Raw genomic sequence first — 17,876 nt, 5'->3', positions numbered from 1 at the left:
GCGGAGGATCAGACGGGCAGGTCGCTCGGCGCGGCGGTGCGCTGCTGCGGTGCGAACACGCTAGCGCCTTGGTCGGCGCGGCCGACGGAGCGGCGGAACGCCGCGAACAGTTCGCGCCCGGTGCCGTACTGGGTGGCGGGGGCGCCGCGAGCCGGTTCGCGGGCCGCGAAGTCCTCGTCCCCGACGAGCACTTCCAGGGTTCCTTGTTCGGCGTCGAGCCGGATCATGTCGCCGTCCCGCACCCGCGCGAGCGGGCCGCCCGCGGTCGCCTCGGGGGTGAGCTGGATGGCGGCGGGGATCTTGCCGGAGGCCCCGGACATGCGCCCGTCGGTGACCAGCGCGACCTGGTGTCCGCGGTCCATGAGCACGCCCAGCGACGGGGTGAGCCCGTGCAGTTCCGGCATGCCGTTGGCCTGCGGCCCCTGGTTGCGGATCACGACCACGACGTCCTGGTCGAGCTCACCGGACCGGAAGAGTTCGGTGAAGTCGTGCTGGTCGTCGAAGACCCGCGCGGGCGCGGTGACGACGCGGTTCTCCGGTTTGACCGCGGAGACCTTGATGACGGAGCTGCCGAGGTTGCCGCGCAGCACTCGCAACCCGCCGTCGGGCGCGAAAGGATCCTGCACACCGCGCAGCACGTCCGGATCGAGGCTCTCGGTAGGCGCGTCGCGCCACACCAGTTCGCCGTCCTCGAGGAACGGCTGCTTGCGGTAGTGGTCCAGGCCGAACCCGGCGACGGTGTGCACGTCGGGGTGCAGCAGGCCGGCGTCGAGCAGCTGGCCGATCAGGGTCTGCACGCCTCCGGCGGCGGCGAAGTGGTTGATGTCGGCGGAGCCGTTCGGGTAGACGCGCGACAACGACGGCACGACGGCGGAGAGCTCCGCGAAGTCGTCCCAGGTGAGATCGATGCCCGCGGCGGCGGCGATGGCAGGCAGGTGCAGCGTGTGGTTGGTCGATCCGCCGGTGGCCAGCAGCGCGACGACCCCGTTGACCAGTGCGCGCTCGTCCAGCAGCCGTCCGATCGGGGTGTGCTCCTCGCCGCGCGCGAGCCGCACCATGCGCCGCGAGGCCTCCTCGGTGAGCGCCCGGCGCAGCGGGGTGCCGGGGGTGACGAAGCTGGAGCCGGGCAGGTGCAGCCCCATCACTTCGACGACGAGCTGGTTGGAGTTCGCGGTGCCGTAGAACGTGCAGGTGCCGGGGGAGTGGTACGAGGCCGATTCGGCTTCGAGCAGGTTCTCGCGGGTGGCTTTGCCTTCGGCGAACAGCTGCCGGATGCGGCTCTTCTCGCCGTTGGGCAGACCGGAGGCCATCGGTCCCGCGGGCACCAGGATCGTCGGCAGGTGCCCGAAGGCGAGGGCGCCGATCAGCAGCCCCGGCACGATCTTGTCGCAGACTCCGAGCAGCAGCGCGCCGTCGAACATCTCGTGGGACAGCGCGACGCCGGTGGCCATCGCGATCACGTCCCGGGAGAACAGGGACAGTTCCATGCCCGCCCGGCCTTGGGTGATGCCGTCGCACATCGCGGGGACCCCGCCGGCGAACTGGGCGACGCCACCGGCTTCGCGCACGGAGTCCTTGATCCAGGCCGGAAATTCTTCGTAGGGCTGGTGCGCGGAGAGCATGTCGTTGTAGGCCGACACGATCGCCACGCCCGGCTTCGTCTCGCCGCGCACCGCGATCCGGTCGGCGCCGCTACACGCGGCGAACCCGTGGGCCAGGTTGCTGCAGGGCATGCCGGCCCGGACCGGCTTGTCTGCCGAGGCGGCGCTGATGCGTTCGAGGTAGTCGCGCCGGGTCTGCTCACTGCGGCTTCGGATACGTTCCGTGACTCGCTGCACGACGGGGTGGATGGCCGCTCGTGTCGCCATTCGTCGCCTCCTGACGCAATTGATGCTGAGTTGCGCTCACGGGCGACGACATTGGCGCCTCTGATCTTCGTGACGCCAGCCACACTATCGGGTGTGATGCAGAATTCAAAACCGATACAGAATCGGTTGCGAGTGTGAACGGTGCATGTCGGATGGATGACGAGCCGCAGTACGCGTCCGTTCAGCGGTGCTGACCTGGACCGATGCTCGACGGCGTCGAATGCCCGGCACTTGCGGATCGACCGTCGGGGCTAGGCGAGGTTCTGGGGATTTCCCGAGCCCGCTGAAGCCGTTTCGTTGATCACTGTTCGTGTTCGGATCTGCCGGGTTGGGCGAGGGCCTTCCGAAGATCCGCTCGGCTGGCAGGATGTGGCACATGCGCAGCGGTGTGGTGGCAGTGGTGCTGACGAGCGCGATGGCGCTGGCCGGATGTTCGGGCGGCGGCGAACCGGAGCAGCCGCCCAGTGCTGCGCCGCCTCCGGTGGCGCCGCCGACCAGCGTGGCACCGCCGCCCCCAGTGGAGCTCGACTCCTCGCCGACCCTGGAGCAGATCCGCAGGCGCGGTTCGCTGCTGGTCGGGTTGCGGGCCGACGCGCCGGAGTTCGCCGCGCGCGACGGTGTCGGCGGCTACCGGGGCTTCGACGTCGAGGTCGCGAAGCTCGTCGCCCAGAAGCTCGGCCTCGATCCGGAAACGCAGGTCTCCTTCCGGCTGCTGCCGAAGACGCTGACAGCCGACGCGCTCGCGGGCGGCAGCGTGGACCTGCAGGTCGGCGGCTTGGATCCCGCCGCGCCCGGTGTCGCCGCCGTCGGACCGTACGCGGTCACCGACGAGGCCACCGAGCACTTCCTGGCGATCAAGTCCGGGGACGACGCGATGCGGGATCAGCTCGCCGAGGCGCTCTCCGCAGTCGTGCAGGACGGCAGCTGGCAACGCGCCTACGACGACACCCTCGCCCCCGCCGGAGTACAGGCCCGCCCCGCTCCTCGGTGAGCGATCCTGTGCATCGGGTCGCTCAGCGGCTCCTCCGGGGACGTTGCAGAAGGATCTTCTGACAGTTGCCCCGTCAGCGGCGGAGCCGCTGAGCAGTGACCAGCTTGAGCAGATGGACCACCGGCGGGTGCTCAGCGGCTTCCTCGCGCGGACAGCAGCCCGGACCCGGATTTCGCTGAGTAGGGCTGCTGCGTGAGAAATGGATCCCGCAGTGAGGGAAGCCGCTGAGGTTCCGCTGAACGACGCACTGCGCAGGTCATCGTGCGGGGACTTCTAAGCGGTTCCGGTCTCCGTCACACGGGGCGCGGTGAATCCGCCCTTGCGACCCTGGCTGAGTCGGCGTTCGGTGAACACCGCGGCTCGGCTCAACGCGTAGTTGATCAGGACGAACACCACGCCGACGACGAAGTACGTCTGGATCGGGTTGTTCAGGTTCTGGATGACGATCTGCCCCTGCCGCACCAGATCCACGTACGAGATGATGAAGCCCAGCGAGGTGTCCTTCACGATCACCACGAGCTGGCTGATCAGTGCGGGCAGCATCGCCCGGAACGCCTGCGGCAGCACCACGGTGCGCAGCACCTGCGAGCGCCGCAGCCCGATCGCGTAAGCCGCCTCGCTCTGGCCGCGCGGCAGCGACAGGATCCCGGCGCGCACGATCTCGGCGATGATCACCGAGTTGTACGCGGTCAGCCCGATCACCAGGTACCACATCACCGGCATGTCCAGGCCGAACGACGGCAGCACGCGGCTGGCGAAGAAGACCGCGATGACGACCGGCACGCCGCGCAGCAGCTCGACGAGGCCGACCACGGCCCACCGGTACCAGGGCGCCGCGATCACCCGCGAAACCGCGAGCAGCGTGCCGATGACCAGTGAGAACGCCATCGCCAGCACGGCCGCGAGCAGCGTGTTGCCGAGCCCGGCGCCGAGCAGGCCCCACAGCGCGGTGAACGTCCCGTTGGTGGGGTCGATCAGCGGCCCCCACTTCTCCACGGTGAGCTGGCCGTTCACACCGAGCGTCACCAGCACCCACGTCAGCAGTGCCAGCAGCAGCACGCCCACGACGACGCTGACCACCAGGCCGCGCCGCTTGGCCACCGGCCCGGGAGCTTCGTAGAGCACCGAGTTCGTCATCGGGCGATCGCCACCTTCCGCTCCAGGACGCCGAGCAGCAGCCCGGCCGGGATCGTGATCACCAGGTAGCCGAGGACCACCCCGATGAGCACCGGCAGCACGGCCTCCCCGCGCGCCGAGGTCAGCGTGTCGCCGACGGCGAACAGGTCACCGCCGACGCCGAACGCGCCCACGATCGCCGAGTTCTTGATCATCGCGATGATCACGTTGCCCAGCGGCGGCACCACGGTGCGCACCGCCTGCGGCAGCACGACCAGCCCCAGCGTCTGGCCGAACCCGAGGCCGATCGCCCGTGCCGCCTCAGCCTGGCCCGGCGGTACGGCGTTGATGCCGCTGCGGATCGCCTCGCACACGAACGCCGAGGTGTAGAGCGCGAGGCCGATGGTGCCGAACCAGAAGTACGAGCCGTTGAGGCCCAGTTCGGGCAGCCCGAAGGCCATGAAGAACAGCACCACGGTCAGCGGGCAGTTGCGGAACACGGTGACCCAAGAGGTGCCGGTGGCGCGCAACGGTGGCAGCGGGGCCACCCGGAACGCCGCGATCACGGTCCCCAGGACCAGCGCGAGCACCCCGGCGTACAGGCAGATCTGCAGCGTGCGCTGCAGCCCGCTCAGATACAGCGGCAGGTTGTCGATGATGACGTGCACGGTTCTCTCCGGCTCTGCGGACAGGGGAGGCATGAGTGCGGGGCGCCGTGGTGGCGCCCCGCACCGGAATCCGATCAGCTACAAGGGTCCGGTTGCGGCAGCGCCGGCGTCTGCGGCGACACCTTGCCCGCGGTGGATTGCCAGGCCTTCTCGTAGGTCCCGTCGCCGACGGCCTTGGTGAGCGTGTCGTCGATGAACTGGCAGAACGGCACGTCGCCCTTCTTGATGCCGAGGCCGTAGGGCTCCGAGGTGAACTGCTTGTCCACGAGCTTGTACTGCCCGCCGCTGTTGTCCACCAGACCCATCAGGATCACGTTGTCGGTGGTCACGGCCTGCACCTGCCCGGTGCGCAGCGCGTCGGAGCACTTCGAGTAGACGTCGAACAGCGTCAGGTTCTGCGGATCGACGTACTTCTTGATCTCTTCGGCCGGGGTGGAGCCGGTGACCGAGCAGACCTTCGCGCCGCTGGCGCGCAGCGACTCCGGCCCGGTGATCTCAGTGTTGTCGTTCTTGACCATCAGGTCCTGACCGGCCTCGTAGTACGGCCCGGCGAAGCCGATCCGTTCCTTGCGCTTGTCGTTGATCGTGTAGGTGGCCACGACCATGTCGACCCGGTCCTGCTCGATGATCTCTTCACGGGTCTTGCTCGGGGCCTCGACCCATTCGATCTGCTCCGCGGAGAGGCCGAGCTTGGCCGCGACGATCTTGCCGATCTCCACGTCGAAGCCCTGCGGCGTGCCGTCGAGCCCCTTGAGGCCGAACAGCGGCTGGTCGAACTTGGTGCCGATGCGGATCTTGCCCGCCTGCTTCAGGTTCGCCATCGTGGTCCCGGGTTCGAACTGGGCGTTCGCATCGACCGGTACGTCGGTGCCGCCCGCGAGCTGATTGCCCTCGCCGCCTCCGCAGGCGGTCAACGCCAGCGCCATCGACGCCACCAGCACGCCCCAGCGCATGTTCCGCGCTTTCATCTCGAATGCCCCTCTCTGAACTGAGCCGAACGCTCCGCGATGCGTCCCGCGACGTGCGCGGGGCCGCGGGGTCAGTGGGTGAGGATCTTGCTCAGGAAGTCCTGGGCTCGTGCGCTCTCCGGTGCTTCGAAGAACCGGCTCGGCGTGGAGTCCTCGACGATGCGGCCGTCGGCCATGAACAGCACGCGGTGCGCGGCGCGGCGGGCGAAGCCCATCTCGTGCGTGACGACGAGCATCGTCATGCCCTCGGCGGCGAGCCCGGCCATCACGTCGAGCACCTCGTTGACCATTTCCGGGTCCAGCGCCGAGGTCGGCTCGTCGAACAGCATGACCTTCGGTTTCATCGCCAGGGCGCGGGCGATGGCCGCTCGCTGCTGCTGGCCGCCGGAGAGCTGCGCGGGGTACTTCTGCGCCTGGTCGGCGATGCCGACGCGCTCCAGCAGGGCCGATGCCTCCTGCTCGGCGGTGGCCTTGTCCAGCTTGCGGACCTTGATCGGGCCGAGCAGCACGTTCTCGAGGATCGTCTTGTGCGCGAACAGGTTGAACTGCTGGAACACCATGCCCACGTCGGCGCGGAGCTCGGCGAGCGCGCGGCCTTCGGCGGGCAGTGGCTTGCCGTCGATCTCGACGGTGCCGGAGTCGATGGGTTCGAGCCGGTTGATCGCGCGGCACAGCGTGGACTTGCCCGATCCGGAGGGGCCGAGCACGACCACGACCTGGCCGGAGGGCACCGTCAGGTCGATGTCCTGCAACACGTGCAGGGACCCGAAGTGCTTGTCGACCGAGGACATGCGGATCATCGGCGAATCCGGGGAACCTGCGGTCATGCACTCTCCTAGCCCGAGAAGTCCGGATCTGATGGCGAAAATTTAAGCCGCCGGACACGATTAGTCCATATGGTGCGGGTCAACTCAGGTTGCAACTCGGTTACACGGCCGGGAATGACGAGGGTTTTCCCGGATTCTCCCAAGATCTGTTCACAGCGTCGCCAGCTGCGTGTACGGGTTTCGTCGGCAGTGGATTCGATGATCCTTTCGGGCGTCCTCGGCTCGTCGCGGCTGGTGACTGTCCGTGCTTGCACGGTGGCGGGTTCGCTCGTGCGGACGCTTGTGCGGATAACTCGTAGTAGTGCCGGCGGGTGAGGCTTGATTGCGCCATTTGCCATCGTCGTGTGTTCGGATCTGGGCCTCATCGGGGCCGTCGGCGACTCGAACAATGCCCACTATGAATGAATCGGACCGAGTGGTGGGGCGCTTTCATTCGATTTCCACGACGGTCCGAAAATCTCGCCCGCCCTCGGGTTCAGGGGATTCCGCACAGCGGTGAGAACCGGGGGCGGGGCCGGGCGGCCCAGCGGGTGCGGCCGGTCGGCGGATCCGGCCCGCCTGCCGGGAAGATCGAAGGTCGTCCCAGCTCCCGAAGCTTCCGCGCAGGCCCGGAGAGGATCTTCGGCGGAGCCGGCGAAGCCGCGCTCCGGGCGGCCATCGAACACTCCTGAGCAGCCGATATGGTGGCGGGGTGAGCACGACGAGCGTTTCCAGGACATATGACATCCGCACGTACGGGTGTCAGATGAACGTGCACGATTCCGAGCGGCTGTCCGGAATGCTGGAAGACGCCGGCTACGTGCGCGCCGCGAAGGACCACGACCCCGACGTGGTCGTGTTCAACACCTGCGCGGTCCGGGAGAACGCGGACAACCGGCTCTACGGCAACCTCGGCCGCCTCCGCCCGGCCAAGCAAGAGCACCCCGGCATGCAGATCGCCGTCGGCGGCTGCCTCGCGCAGAAGGACCGCAGCGAGATCGTCCGCCGCGCGCCCTGGGTCGACGTCGTGTTCGGCACCCACAACCTCGGCTCGCTGCCCACGCTGCTCGAACGCGCCCGGCACAACGAAGAGGCCGAGGTCGAGATCCTCGAATCGCTGGAGACGTTCCCCTCCACGCTGCCCGCCCGGCGCGAATCGGCCTACTCGGGCTGGGTCTCGGTGTCGGTGGGCTGCAACAACACCTGCACGTTCTGCATCGTGCCCGCGCTGCGCGGCAAGGAGAAGGACCGCAGGCCGGGCGACGTGCTCGCCGAAGTCCAGGCACTGGCCGACGAAGGCGTGCTCGAGGTGACGCTGCTCGGCCAGAACGTCAACGCCTACGGCGTCGAGTTCGGCGACCGCCTCGCGTTCGGCAAGCTGCTGCGCTCCTGCGGTGAGATCAACGGCCTCGAACGCGTGCGCTTCACCTCGCCGCACCCGCGCGACTTCACCGACGACGTGATCGAGGCGATGGCCGAGACCCCCAACGTCTGCCATCAGCTGCACATGCCCCTGCAATCCGGTTCCGACCGGGTGCTCAAGGCGATGCGCCGGTCCTACCGCTCGGACCGCTACCTGAACATCCTGCGCAAGGTGCGCGAGGCGATGCCGGACGCGTCGATCACCACGGATCTCATCGTCGGATTCCCCGGCGAGACCGAAGAGGACTTCGAAGCGACCCTCGACGTCGTCCGCCAGGCGCGCTTCAGCACGGCCTTCACCTTCCAGTACTCCAAGCGTCCCGGTACTCCCGCCGCCGAGCTGCCCGGTCAGCTGCCCAAGGAAGTCGTGCAGGAACGCTACGAACGGCTCGTAGCGGTGCAGAACGAGATGTCTTGGGAACTCAACAAGCAGCTCGTCGGCCACGACGTCGAACTGCTCGTCGCCGAAGGCGAAGGCCGCAAGGACGTCGAGACCCGCAGGCTCTCCGGGCGGGCGCGGGACGGGCGGCTCGTGCACTTCCACCCGGGCGGCGCCATCGACCGCGAGATCCGGCCCGGCGACATCGTGCACACCCGCATCACCAGGGGCGCCCCGCACCACCTCGTCGCCGACGGCGAACTCACCGCGCACCGCCGCACCACGGCGGGCGACCGGTGGGAAGAGGGCCGCAAACCCAAGACCTCCGGGGTCAGCCTCGGGTTGCCCTCCTTCGGTGCCCCGGCGGCGGAGCCCGCGACCGAACAAGGATGTGGCTGTTGAGCGACGACGACCGGCGATCCCGTCCCGATCCGGAAGAACCGGCGGACGCCCCGGAAACCGGATCGCAGGAAGGTACTCACGTGCAACGCGCGGAATCATCGGACCCGGCGAACGGCACCGACCAGGATCGCGCCGACCGGCGGCAACTCTCCAAGGCCGAGCGCGACCTGCTCCGCCGCATCGACCCGGGCAGCACGGCCGTCACCATCGCGGCCGTGATCCTGGTGCTGATCGTCAGTTCGCTGCTGCCGTGGATCGGCGACGCCACCGGCCTGCAGATCCTGCTCGGGCAAGCCGACCCGTCGCTGGACGTCGGCCTGCTGCCCAGGTTGTTCGCGTTGAACGCCACCATCGTCGGCGTGCTGATCGGAGCGCTCGCGCTCACCACCCGCCGCTGGGCGATCGCCTGGGTGGCCGGAATGGCGGCGATCATCGTGTCCTTCGAAGGCATGATCGCGATCTGGTCCCGCCAGACCGTGCCCACCGGCGGTCCTTCGTGGGGCCTCGTGCTCGCAGCCCTGTGCATGGTGGTGCTCGCCGTGCAGTGGCTCAGGGTCGTACTGACGCGGCCGTGACGAGGTGGGTGCCGGTCAGCGGCACCCACCTCGTGCCGGTCAGCGGTCGGCCAAGGCCTGCTCGGCTGCCGAGAGCCACACGCGCCACTGGCCGGCCTGCTCGTCGGCCTTCTTCGCGCGCTTCTCGTCGCCCGCCGCACGTGCCTTCTCGGCCTGCGCTTCGAACTGCTCGACCCGTTCGCGGAACTGGTCGACCCGTGCCTGTGCCTCCGGGTCCGTGCGGCGCCACTGCGCGTCCGAAGCCGAGCGCACCCGGTCTGCGACGGTGCGCAACCGGCCTTCGAGCTCGCGCATCCGCTCCCGCGGCACCTTGCCGATCTCGTCCCAGCGCTGCTGAATCCGCTGCAGGTGCGCCTGCGCCGCAGCCAGGTCCGCACTCGGGTCGATCGTCTCGGCCTCGGTGAGCAGCGCCTCCTTCAGCTTCGCGTTCTCCGCGAACTCCGCGTCGCGCTCCGAGAACGCCGCCGAACGGCGCGCGAAGAACGCGTCCTGCGCGGCGCGGAACCGCTGCCACAGCGCGTCGTCGCTGTCCTTCGGCGCGCGGCCGCTCTCCTTCCACTCCGCCATCAGATCCTTGTAGCGCGTCGCGGTCGCGCCCCAATCCGTCGATTCGGTGAGCGATTCGGCCTCGTCGACCAGTTCCTGCTTGCGGACCTTCGACGCCGCGCGCTGGCGGTCGAGGTCGGCGAAGTGCGATCCGCGCCTGCGGTTGAACGCGTCACGAGCCTTGGAGAACCGCCGCCAGAGCTGCTCGTCGGTCTTGCGGTCGACGCCGCGCACCGACTTCCACTCGTCGAGGATCCCGCGAAGCCGGTCCCCGGCGGACTTCCAGTGCGTCGCCTCCGCGGCGATCTGCTCGGCCTCGGCGGCCAGCGCCTCCTTGCGCGCCACCGCGTCGATGCGGGCCTTCTCCTTGTGCGCCTTCGCTTCCTCGACCGCCTTCTCGGCGTGCTGCACGAGGTGCTCGACCAGGGCTTGCAAGGCCTCGAGGTCGCCGACGACGGCGGCTTCGGGAATCCCGTCCCGCAGGTGCTTGGCGCTGGTCAGCGACTGCTTCGCGTCACCGGATCGGGTGCTGAGCCGCTTCTCCAGCAGCTCGGCCTCGGTGCGCAGGTCGTCGAACTTGCGCGCGAAGTGCGCCAAGCCCTCTGACGGCTCGCCCGCCTGCCACGAACCCACGGAGCGCTCGCCGTCCGCCGTGCGCACCCACACGGTTCCTGCTTCGTCCACCCGGCCCCACCGGTCCGGATTCGCCGAAGCCGCCGGGACCGTGGGAGCCGTCGAGGTGGACCCGGTCCCAGTGGCGGCCGCGGCCGTCTCGGGCGTGGCGCCCGCAGTGCTCTCAGGGGTCGTGTCCTGGTGCGTCATGACCGGAATCCTCCTCGGGTACCCGCTTCGGTGCCCGTGCCGGGCACGGGCGCCCCGCACATGCGGGGCCGGTGCGCGGCGATCCGGACTCGCATGGTGAGTCCGATCTCCGCTGGCGCATTCAAACAGGTCGCCCCCGACGCCGGAATTCCGGCGGTACCACTCGCGCCGCCGGCAGCCGCGCACGCGGGGCCGGGGCGCGGGCTGCCACCGCCCGTTCCGAGCCCTGATCGGGTCCCTGCTCCGCTCACCGCTGACCGTGACCTTTACCGTGCACGAGTGTGATCACCCGCATCGCCGTGGTGCCTTACCCGCCGTTGCTCGTCCCCGAACTCACCGTGCGGTCGAATTCGTTGATCGAGCCCGTGCGGAGCGCATGCCTGCGCGCCGCCACCAGTTTGACGGAAGCCGCAACCGAATGGGTGGCTGTCGGCGTAGATCGTTCCGGCCCGGCCGTCGTGGAGGCGCCCACCGCCGGCACGTTCGCCGGCTACGGCGTCGACGTTCCGGTGGCGCTGCGGGAGCATGACGATTCGACGGCACCCGATCCGGACCTGCCACTGCCCGCGCTGATCGCGGGTTTCCTGCGTGCGCAGGCCGGTGCGCGGTCGGTCACCGTGCGGCTGCTCGCACCGGACACCCCGGCCCGGCAGGCTGCGGAGCTCGGCGCGCGGCTCGACGCGGATGGTCCGGAGACGGCGCTGCTGGTGCTCGCCGAAGGCGGCAGCCGCCAGGACGAACGGTCACCGCACCCGCCGGATCCACGGGCGCCGGAGCTCGACGAGACCCTGCGCAGGGCGCTGCGCGACGTCGACGGTGCCGGTCTGCTCGGCCTGGACTCGCAGGAGTGCGCCGAGCTGGGCGTGCACAGCCGAGCCGCATGGCAGGTCGCGGCAGGCGTGGCCGCGAACGGAACCTGGCAGGCCGAATCGCTCTACTCGGGCACCCCGCTGGGCATCACTTACCACGTCGGGGTGTGGTCCAGAGTCGCCTAGCGGCCGGGAACGAATACCGCGACGGCCTTTACAGTCGGCCCCGTGTCCGCCGCATCCACAGCTCGACCGGTGGCGATCGTCGGGCCTACCGCCACCGGCAAGTCGGACCTCGCCATCGAGGTCGCGACCGAGTTCGGCGGCGAGGTGATCAACGCCGACGCGATGCAGCTCTACCGCGGCATGGACATCGGCACCGCCAAGCTCACCGAAGCCGAACGCCACGGCGTCCCGCACCACCTGCTCGACGTGCTCGACGTGACGGAAGCGGCCTCCGTCGCCGCCTACCAGCGGGAGGCGCGGGTCGCGGTCGAGGACGTGCTCGCTCGCGGGCGCACTCCCGTGCTGGTCGGCGGCAGCGGCCTCTACGTGCAGGCGGTGCTCGACGACCTGAGATTCCCCGGCACCGACCCGGCGGTGCGAGCGCGTTGGGAGGAGGAGCTGCGAACCCGTGGCTCCGAGGCGCTGCACCGGCACCTGACGGAACTGGATCCGCCCGCAGCCGAAGCGATCATCCCCTCCAATGGGCGACGTCTCGTGCGGGCGCTGGAGGTCATCGAGCTCACCGGGCAGCCGTTCTCGGCGAACCTGCCCGTGCCCGGGCCGGCCCGCTACGGCACCGTGCTGATCGGTTTGGACCGGCCGATCGCGGAACTCGATGACCGGGTCGATCGACGGGTCACCCGGATGTTCGACGCCGGGCTGGTCGCCGAGGTTCGGGAGCTGCTCGGTCACGGACTCCGCCACGGCCGGACGGCGTCGCGCGCGCTGGGCTACCAGCAGGTCCTGGCCGAACTCGACGGCTCCGGTGACATGACCGTCGCCGCGGCCGAGACGGCCCGGCTGACCAGGAAGTTCGTGCGCAAGCAGCGCTCCTGGTTCCGCCGCGACGACCGCATCCACTGGTTCGAGCCCGCGAACGCGGTGCCCGGTGTCCGTGCGCTGCTGCGTACGTAGACTCGTCACGTGCGGTTTTCCGAAGGACCAGAGTTCACCAAGGGCCATGGCACGCAGAACGATTTCATCGTGCTGCCCGACCCGGACGGTGAACTGAAGCTCACCGACTCCCACGTGCGCGCGCTGTGCGACCGGCGACGCGGCCTGGGCGCCGATGGCGTGCTGCGCGTCGTGCCCGCGGCCGCGGTGCCCGACGCTCCCGGCGACATCGCCCCGGACGTGTGGTTCATGGACTACCGCAACGCGGACGGCTCGGTCGCCGAGATGTGCGGCAACGGGGTCCGGGTGTTCGCCCGTTACCTCGTCGAATCGGGACTGGTCTCGGAATCCGAGTTCCCCGTCGGCACCCGCGCCGGACTCCGTGAGGTCCACGCCCACCCGGACGGCGGCAGCACCGTTGACATGGGGGCGGCACGGGTCTTCGGAGACTCCGCGGCGACGCTCGGCGGCCGGGAGTTCGCGGGAGTGGCGGTGGACCTGGGCAACCCGCACCTGGCGTGTGTCACCGACGCGGACCTCGACGCCCTCGACCTCGCCGAGGCGCCCGCGCACGACGGCGCACTGTTCCCGAACGGCGTCAACGTGGAATTCGTGCACCCCACGGGGCCGCAGCGGGTGCGGATGCGCGTGCATGAACGTGGCGTCGGCGAAACCCGCTCCTGCGGCACCGGCACCGTCGCGGCCGCCGTCGCGGCACTGCGCGCCGACGGCGCGGACACGGGACGTCGGATCGTCGACATCCCCGGCGGCACCGTCCAGGTCGACGTGACCGAGACGACGACCCTGCTCACCGGCCCTGCTGTGCTCGTCGGCGGTGGCAGGCTCGACGCAGGCTGGTGGCGGCAGGTCGAGGGCGGCTGAAGAGTCCCTCTTCGACTGGTCCGCGTAGCCGTGCGCTCAGCGGCAAGATCAAGAGCCGGTCTGTGAGGACTGCTGAGTCGCCGCAGCCGGCGGTCGCACCGTCCGAAGGGTGAAAACCACTCGCGTGCCGTGGGACAATGGTGCCGATATGAAGAAATCCGCATTGTGGTCACATGAGGCAGGCACCCCGGCCGGGAGTGCCCGCCCGGCAGCCGAGGCCGACGAAGGCATCCACGATCACCTGGACGAGGACACCTCGTTCGACGACGGCGAATTCGACTTCCTGCCCGATGACGACCTCGCGGACCCGTCCGCGGGGGAGATGGCACGCGAAGAGCGCGCTTCACTGCGCCGCGTCGCCGGATTGTCCACCGAGCTCGCCGACATCACCGAGGTCGAGTACCGGCGCCTGCGCCTGGAACGCGTGGTGCTGGTCGGCGTCTGGACCGAGGGCGACGCCGCGCACGCCGAGGCGTCGCTGGCGGAGCTCGCTCGGCTCGCCGAGACCGCGGGTTCCGAGGTGCTCGACGGGCTGGTGCAGCGCAGACCGCGCCCGGACCCGGCCACCTATGTCGGTTCCGGCAAGGTCAAAGAGCTGCGCGACGTCGTGATCTCCACCGGTGCGGACACCGTGGTCTGCGACGGCGAGCTGTCCGCCGGTCAGCTGCGCCAGTTGGAGGAGAAGCTCAAGGTCAAGGTCATCGACCGGACCGCGCTGATCTTGGACATCTTCGCCCAGCACGCCAGTTCCAAGGAGGGCAAGGCGCAGGTCGAACTTGCTCAGCTGCAGTACTTCCTGCCGCGACTGCGCGGCTGGGGCGAGGCGATGTCCCGCCAGGCCGGTGGTCGTGCCGGTGGCGCCACCGGCGGTGTCGGTACCCGTGGTCCCGGTGAGACGAAGCTGGAGACGGACCGCAGGCTGATCCACAAGCGGATCAGCAAGCTCCGCAAGGAGCTCAAGGCCATGAGCACCGTTCGCAGCACCAAACGCGGTCGGCGGGAAGCACAGCCCGTGTCCGGAGTGGCCATCGCGGGTTACACGAACGCAGGCAAGTCCAGCCTGCTCAACGCCCTGACCGGGGCCGGTGTGCTGGTCGAGGACGCGTTGTTCGCGACGCTGGATCCGACGACCCGCCGCGCCGAGACGCCGGACGGCAGGCCTTACACCCTGACCGACACGGTCGGTTTCGTCCGGCACCTGCCTCACCAGCTGGTGGAGGCGTTCCGCTCGACGCTCGAAGAGGTCACCGCGGCCGATCTGCTGGTGCACGTGGTGGACGGTTCCGATCCGCAGCCGCACGAGCAGGTCGCCGCGGTGCGCACCGTCGTCTCCGACATCGCCGCGGAACACGGGGCTCCGGTGCCGGAAGAACTGCTGGTGGTGAACAAGGTCGATCAGGTCGATCCGACTCGCATCGCCGAGCTGCGCCGGCTGCTGCCGGGCGCGGTGTTCGTCTCCGCGCACAGCGGCGAAGGCATCGCCGAACTCCGCGAGATCATCTCCGATCGGCTTCCCCGGCCCGACGTGCTCATCGATGTCTTGGTGCCTTACACCCGCGGCGAGCTGGTGGCCCGAGTGCATGCCGAGGGAGAGCTCGTCGCCGAGGAGCACACTGCCGAAGGCACCCGGTTGCGGGCCAAGGTTCGTTCCGACCTGGCAGGGGCGCTGCGCCCGTTCGCAGGGGTCGGATGAGCCCGACGAAGGGTGTCCGTGCCGTAGTCGTTCGCACGCGGTGACCGCGTCGGACCGTGGTCACCGGCTGCGGCGGACGGGCGCTCTCGTCGCAGCCGTAGCGCTGTTGGGGCTCCCGACGGGTGCGGCCGGGGCTCAGGGGGCTCCGGCCGCTGAACAGCGCTGCCGGATCGGCGACCCGAACCTGACGGAACTGTCCGGCCTCGCGTCCGACGGCCGGTATTGGTACGCGGTCGACGACGGCGGGAGCTCGATCCGGGTCGCCTTGCTGGACCGCGGTGACTGCTCGGTTCGGGACGTGTGGACCTCCGAGACGGACCCGTACGACATCGAGGATCTCGCGCTCGCCCCGGACGGCTCGGTGTGGCTGGCCGACACCGGCGACAACCGGCGTGAACGAAGCACCGTGGCCTTGCACCGACTGACCGCGAACGGCGATTCGACGCTGTACCGGCTCAACTATCCCGACGGTCCGCATGACGCGGAGGCGATCCTGCTGGATCGCACGGGCACTCCGTACGTGGTCACCAAGGAGCCGTTCGGCGTGGCCTACGTGTACCGCCCGGCTGCTCCGCTGGTCGCGGACGCGACAGTGCCATGGGAACGGGTCGGCGCGATCACCCTGCCCACCACGGACTCGCCGGACGGCCCTATCAAGGGAATCGGCACGCGCCTGGTGACCGGTGGGTCGGTGAGCCGGGACGGAACCATGATCGCGCTGCGCACCTACACCGAGGCGTACCTGTTCCACGCCCCCGATGGGGATCTCGGCGCGGCCTTGCAGCGCATCCCGGTGCCGGTTCGGTTGCCACCCGAGCCGCAGGGCGAGGCGATCGCCTGGGAACCGGACGGCACCCTCGTGACGACCTCCGAAGGACTGCAGCCGGTGTTCGCCTTTCCTGCCGCTGCGGCTTTGCTGCCGGAGGCGCAACCCGAGCCTGAACCGAGGCCGGAGCCGCCCGCCGGGCAGACGCCGCCCGCGCCGGAGCAGGACGACGCCGCCGAGCAGCACGACGGAAGCGACGCGCTCTCCACGGCACCTGCGCTGGTCGTCGCCGGTGGCCTGGCCGCCTTGCTGCTGTACTTCCTCGCCCGGATGCGCCGCCGCTGACCGCGGCGACGGCTCACAGCCTGCGCAGCACCGCCACGACCTTGCCCAGAATCGTCGCGTCGTCGCCCAGGATGGGCTGGTACGCCTCGTTGTGCGGCACCAGCCACACGTGGTCCTCGGTGCGCTTGAACGTCTTGACCGTCGCCTCGCCGTCGATCATCGCCGCCACCACGTCACCGTTGTCCGCGTCCGGCTGCTGGCGCACCGCGACCCAGTCGCCGTCGGTGATGGCCAGGTCCGTCATCGAATCGCCGACGACCTGGAGCAGGAACAGCGAGCCCTCGCCGACGATCTCCTTCGGCAGCGGGAAGACGTCCTCCACCGATTCCTCGGCCAGGATCGGTCCACCCGCGGCGATCCGGCCCACCACCGGGACGTACGCGGGCTTCGGACGTCCGGCGAGCTCGGACTGCTCGGAGTCGGCGACCAGCACGCCCACCGTGCGCGGACGATGCGGATCGCGCCGCAGGAAGCCCTTCCGCTCCAGCACGCGCAGCTGGTAGGCCACGGAGGAAGTGGACGTGAGGCCCACCGCGTCACCGATCTCGCGCACGCTCGGCGGGTAGCCGTGCTCCCGCATCCAGCTGCGGATCGACTCGAGCACTTTGAGCTGCCGGTCGCTGAGTTCATCGGTGCCCGGCTGTTCGGGGACCGACGATGCGGGTGCGGCCGGCTCCGCCGCGACGCCGCCTTGAATGTCGGTCACGATCGCCTCCGCGCCGCGAGAACCGTTCGTCGATCCGGCGCCGTCGGGCGTGCCGAGTTCGTCATTGATCGATTCGGTCGTGTTACTGACCACCACTGCCTCCTGTCCTCGTGAACGGGACTGCTCGTGACTCCGATTTCCACAGTAGACGGGGCAAAGTGGAAGATCAAACACCTGTTCGAGTTAATTTGGGCCAGACTCTGGCGCATTCGGGCACTGTTGGTACACAATCGCACGCAGGTTCGATCGAACATCTTTTCGATCTTGATACATCGACCCGCGGGCCGCCCCTAGGCCCTGATGCTGGAGGTGCTCATGGTGGCGATATCCGGTGCGGCGACCCGGTCGCGATCCGGCGCTGCGAGAATGGGATCCCCGACGGTCGCGGCCGGGGAGCGTTCAGCGCTGCGCGGCGGCGTCGTGGCCGAGCCGGGGCCGAGGGGGTTCGCGCCGTCCGTTCCGCGGGTCGTGTCCGGCCGGGCGGGGTGGCTCGCCGCCGTCCGCGAATGCGCATGGCTGGCCGTGGTGGGCGCCTGTGCATTCGTCGGTGTCCTTCTGTTCGGCATGCTCGCGCTGGATTCGGGGGCGCGTCCGGTGCCGGATGCTACTGCGGTCGCTCGGGTTACGGATGGCGACACGCTGTGGTCGGTGGCGGCCCGTTCCGCTCCGGACAGTGACCAGCGCGCGGTGGTCGGCCGGATCGTCGAGCTCAACCACCTTGATGTCGGCGGGTCCCGGTTAGGCGGCACGTTGATCGTTCCCGCTCAGCGCGGCTGACGCCGAGGCGTCATCTCGCTCGCTCCGCGGGGTGTCGGCTGGGGCTTTCGCAGGTCGCTTGGTTCGATGTCACTCGACCGTGCGAGGCAGGGTGGGTCGGTTTGCTTCCCGATCTGCGGCGGATTAAAGTCGACCACAACATCTAGTAGTTACGCCGGTGTAGTTACTCCACAGGTTGGGATCACGGAGTATTCGCGCGTCCACGGACCGTGAGCG

General features: G+C 69.5%; 16 protein-coding genes. 9 read left to right on the top strand and 7 right to left on the bottom strand.

Going from position 1 to position 17,876, the window contains the following annotated elements; translation table 11 throughout:
• Positions 1-8: 8 nt before the first annotated feature.
• A complete protein-coding gene (gene edd / locus H2Q94_RS22520) occupies positions 9-1,868 on the bottom strand; it encodes a phosphogluconate dehydratase (RefSeq protein WP_243789179.1) in 1,860 nt (619 codons plus the stop codon).
• Positions 1,869-2,244: 376 nt separating this feature from the next.
• Between edd and H2Q94_RS22515 the strand changes: the two genes are divergently transcribed.
• On the top strand, positions 2,245-2,859 hold the full coding sequence (locus H2Q94_RS22515) for a transporter substrate-binding domain-containing protein (RefSeq protein WP_243789178.1): 615 nt from the start codon (positions 2,245-2,247) through the stop codon (positions 2,857-2,859).
• A 273-nt stretch (positions 2,860-3,132) separates the two neighbouring features.
• On the opposite strand, the gene H2Q94_RS22510 is transcribed toward H2Q94_RS22515, so the two are convergent.
• The 4 genes from H2Q94_RS22510 to H2Q94_RS22495 form a co-directional block, all read right to left on the bottom strand.
• Complete coding sequence (locus H2Q94_RS22510) at positions 3,133-3,996, bottom strand: amino acid ABC transporter permease (RefSeq protein ID WP_243789177.1); 864 nt, start codon at positions 3,994-3,996, stop codon at positions 3,133-3,135.
• On the bottom strand, positions 3,993-4,643 hold the full coding sequence (locus tag H2Q94_RS22505) for an amino acid ABC transporter permease (RefSeq protein ID WP_243789176.1): 651 nt from the start codon (positions 4,641-4,643) through the stop codon (positions 3,993-3,995). Before H2Q94_RS22505 ends, H2Q94_RS22510 begins: the two co-directional genes overlap by 4 nt.
• 74 nt (positions 4,644-4,717) lie before the next feature.
• Positions 4,718-5,611 carry a glutamate ABC transporter substrate-binding protein gene (locus tag H2Q94_RS22500; protein ID WP_243789175.1) on the bottom strand — a complete coding sequence of 298 codons (894 nt, stop codon included), beginning with the start codon at positions 5,609-5,611 and terminating at the stop codon, positions 4,718-4,720.
• 71 nt (positions 5,612-5,682) lie between these two features.
• Positions 5,683-6,411: an amino acid ABC transporter ATP-binding protein gene (locus H2Q94_RS22495; protein WP_243795855.1), complete on the bottom strand. Its 729-nt coding sequence runs from the start codon at positions 6,409-6,411 to the stop codon at positions 5,683-5,685.
• A gap of 718 nt (positions 6,412-7,129) precedes the next feature.
• Here H2Q94_RS22495 and miaB point away from each other — a divergent pair.
• A complete protein-coding gene (gene miaB / locus H2Q94_RS22490) occupies positions 7,130-8,620 on the top strand; it encodes a tRNA (N6-isopentenyl adenosine(37)-C2)-methylthiotransferase MiaB (RefSeq protein WP_258718623.1) in 1,491 nt (496 codons plus the stop codon).
• Complete coding sequence (locus tag H2Q94_RS22485; protein ID WP_243789173.1) at positions 8,617-9,195, top strand: Rv2732c family membrane protein; 579 nt, start codon at positions 8,617-8,619, stop codon at positions 9,193-9,195. The genes miaB and H2Q94_RS22485 overlap by 4 nt, the downstream gene beginning before the upstream one ends.
• Before the next feature lie 39 nt (positions 9,196-9,234).
• Here the strand turns inward: H2Q94_RS22485 and H2Q94_RS22480 are convergent, their stop codons facing one another.
• Positions 9,235-10,563, bottom strand: coding sequence for a DUF349 domain-containing protein (locus tag H2Q94_RS22480; protein ID WP_243789172.1), 1,329 nt, complete (start codon positions 10,561-10,563; stop codon positions 9,235-9,237).
• 281 nt (positions 10,564-10,844) lie between these two features.
• Here H2Q94_RS22480 and H2Q94_RS22475 point away from each other — a divergent pair, with 281 nt between their 5' ends.
• The 5 genes from H2Q94_RS22475 (at position 10,845) to H2Q94_RS22455 (ending at position 16,177) form a co-directional block, all read left to right on the top strand.
• The gene (locus H2Q94_RS22475; protein ID WP_243789171.1) at positions 10,845-11,558 is read left to right on the top strand and encodes a class III extradiol ring-cleavage dioxygenase family protein; all 714 of its coding nucleotides are present in this window, start codon (positions 10,845-10,847) and stop codon (positions 11,556-11,558) included.
• 42 nt (positions 11,559-11,600) lie between these two features.
• Positions 11,601-12,512 (top strand): tRNA (adenosine(37)-N6)-dimethylallyltransferase MiaA, encoded by a 912-nt coding sequence (miaA, locus tag H2Q94_RS22470; RefSeq protein ID WP_243789170.1) that lies wholly within the window; start codon positions 11,601-11,603, stop codon positions 12,510-12,512.
• Between the two features lie 9 nt (positions 12,513-12,521).
• Positions 12,522-13,373 carry a diaminopimelate epimerase gene (dapF, locus tag H2Q94_RS22465; RefSeq protein WP_243789169.1) on the top strand — a complete coding sequence of 284 codons (852 nt, stop codon included), beginning with the start codon at positions 12,522-12,524 and terminating at the stop codon, positions 13,371-13,373.
• A 322-nt stretch (positions 13,374-13,695) separates the two neighbouring features.
• Complete coding sequence (gene hflX / locus H2Q94_RS22460; RefSeq protein WP_243795854.1) at positions 13,696-15,066, top strand: GTPase HflX; 1,371 nt, start codon at positions 13,696-13,698, stop codon at positions 15,064-15,066.
• Positions 15,067-15,106: 40 nt separating this feature from the next.
• Positions 15,107-16,177 (top strand): NHL repeat-containing protein, encoded by a 1,071-nt coding sequence (locus H2Q94_RS22455; RefSeq protein ID WP_243789168.1) that lies wholly within the window; start codon positions 15,107-15,109, stop codon positions 16,175-16,177.
• A gap of 13 nt (positions 16,178-16,190) precedes the next feature.
• On the opposite strand, the gene lexA is transcribed toward H2Q94_RS22455, so the two are convergent.
• Positions 16,191-16,874, bottom strand: a complete 684-nt coding sequence (gene lexA / locus H2Q94_RS22450) for a transcriptional repressor LexA (protein ID WP_243795853.1) — start codon at positions 16,872-16,874, stop codon at positions 16,191-16,193.
• Positions 16,875-17,249: 375 nt separating this feature from the next.
• Here lexA and H2Q94_RS22445 point away from each other — a divergent pair, with 375 nt between their 5' ends.
• Positions 17,250-17,660: a hypothetical protein gene (locus H2Q94_RS22445; RefSeq protein WP_243789167.1), complete on the top strand. Its 411-nt coding sequence runs from the start codon at positions 17,250-17,252 to the stop codon at positions 17,658-17,660.
• The last annotated feature ends 216 nt before the right edge of the window (positions 17,661-17,876 follow it).

Origin of the sequence: Saccharopolyspora gloriosae, assembly GCF_022828475.1 — a bacterium.
GTDB classification, from domain to species: Bacteria; Actinomycetota; Actinomycetes; order Mycobacteriales; family Pseudonocardiaceae; genus Saccharopolyspora_C; species Saccharopolyspora_C gloriosae_A.
This window is presented reverse-complemented; position numbering and strand designations above follow the sequence as displayed.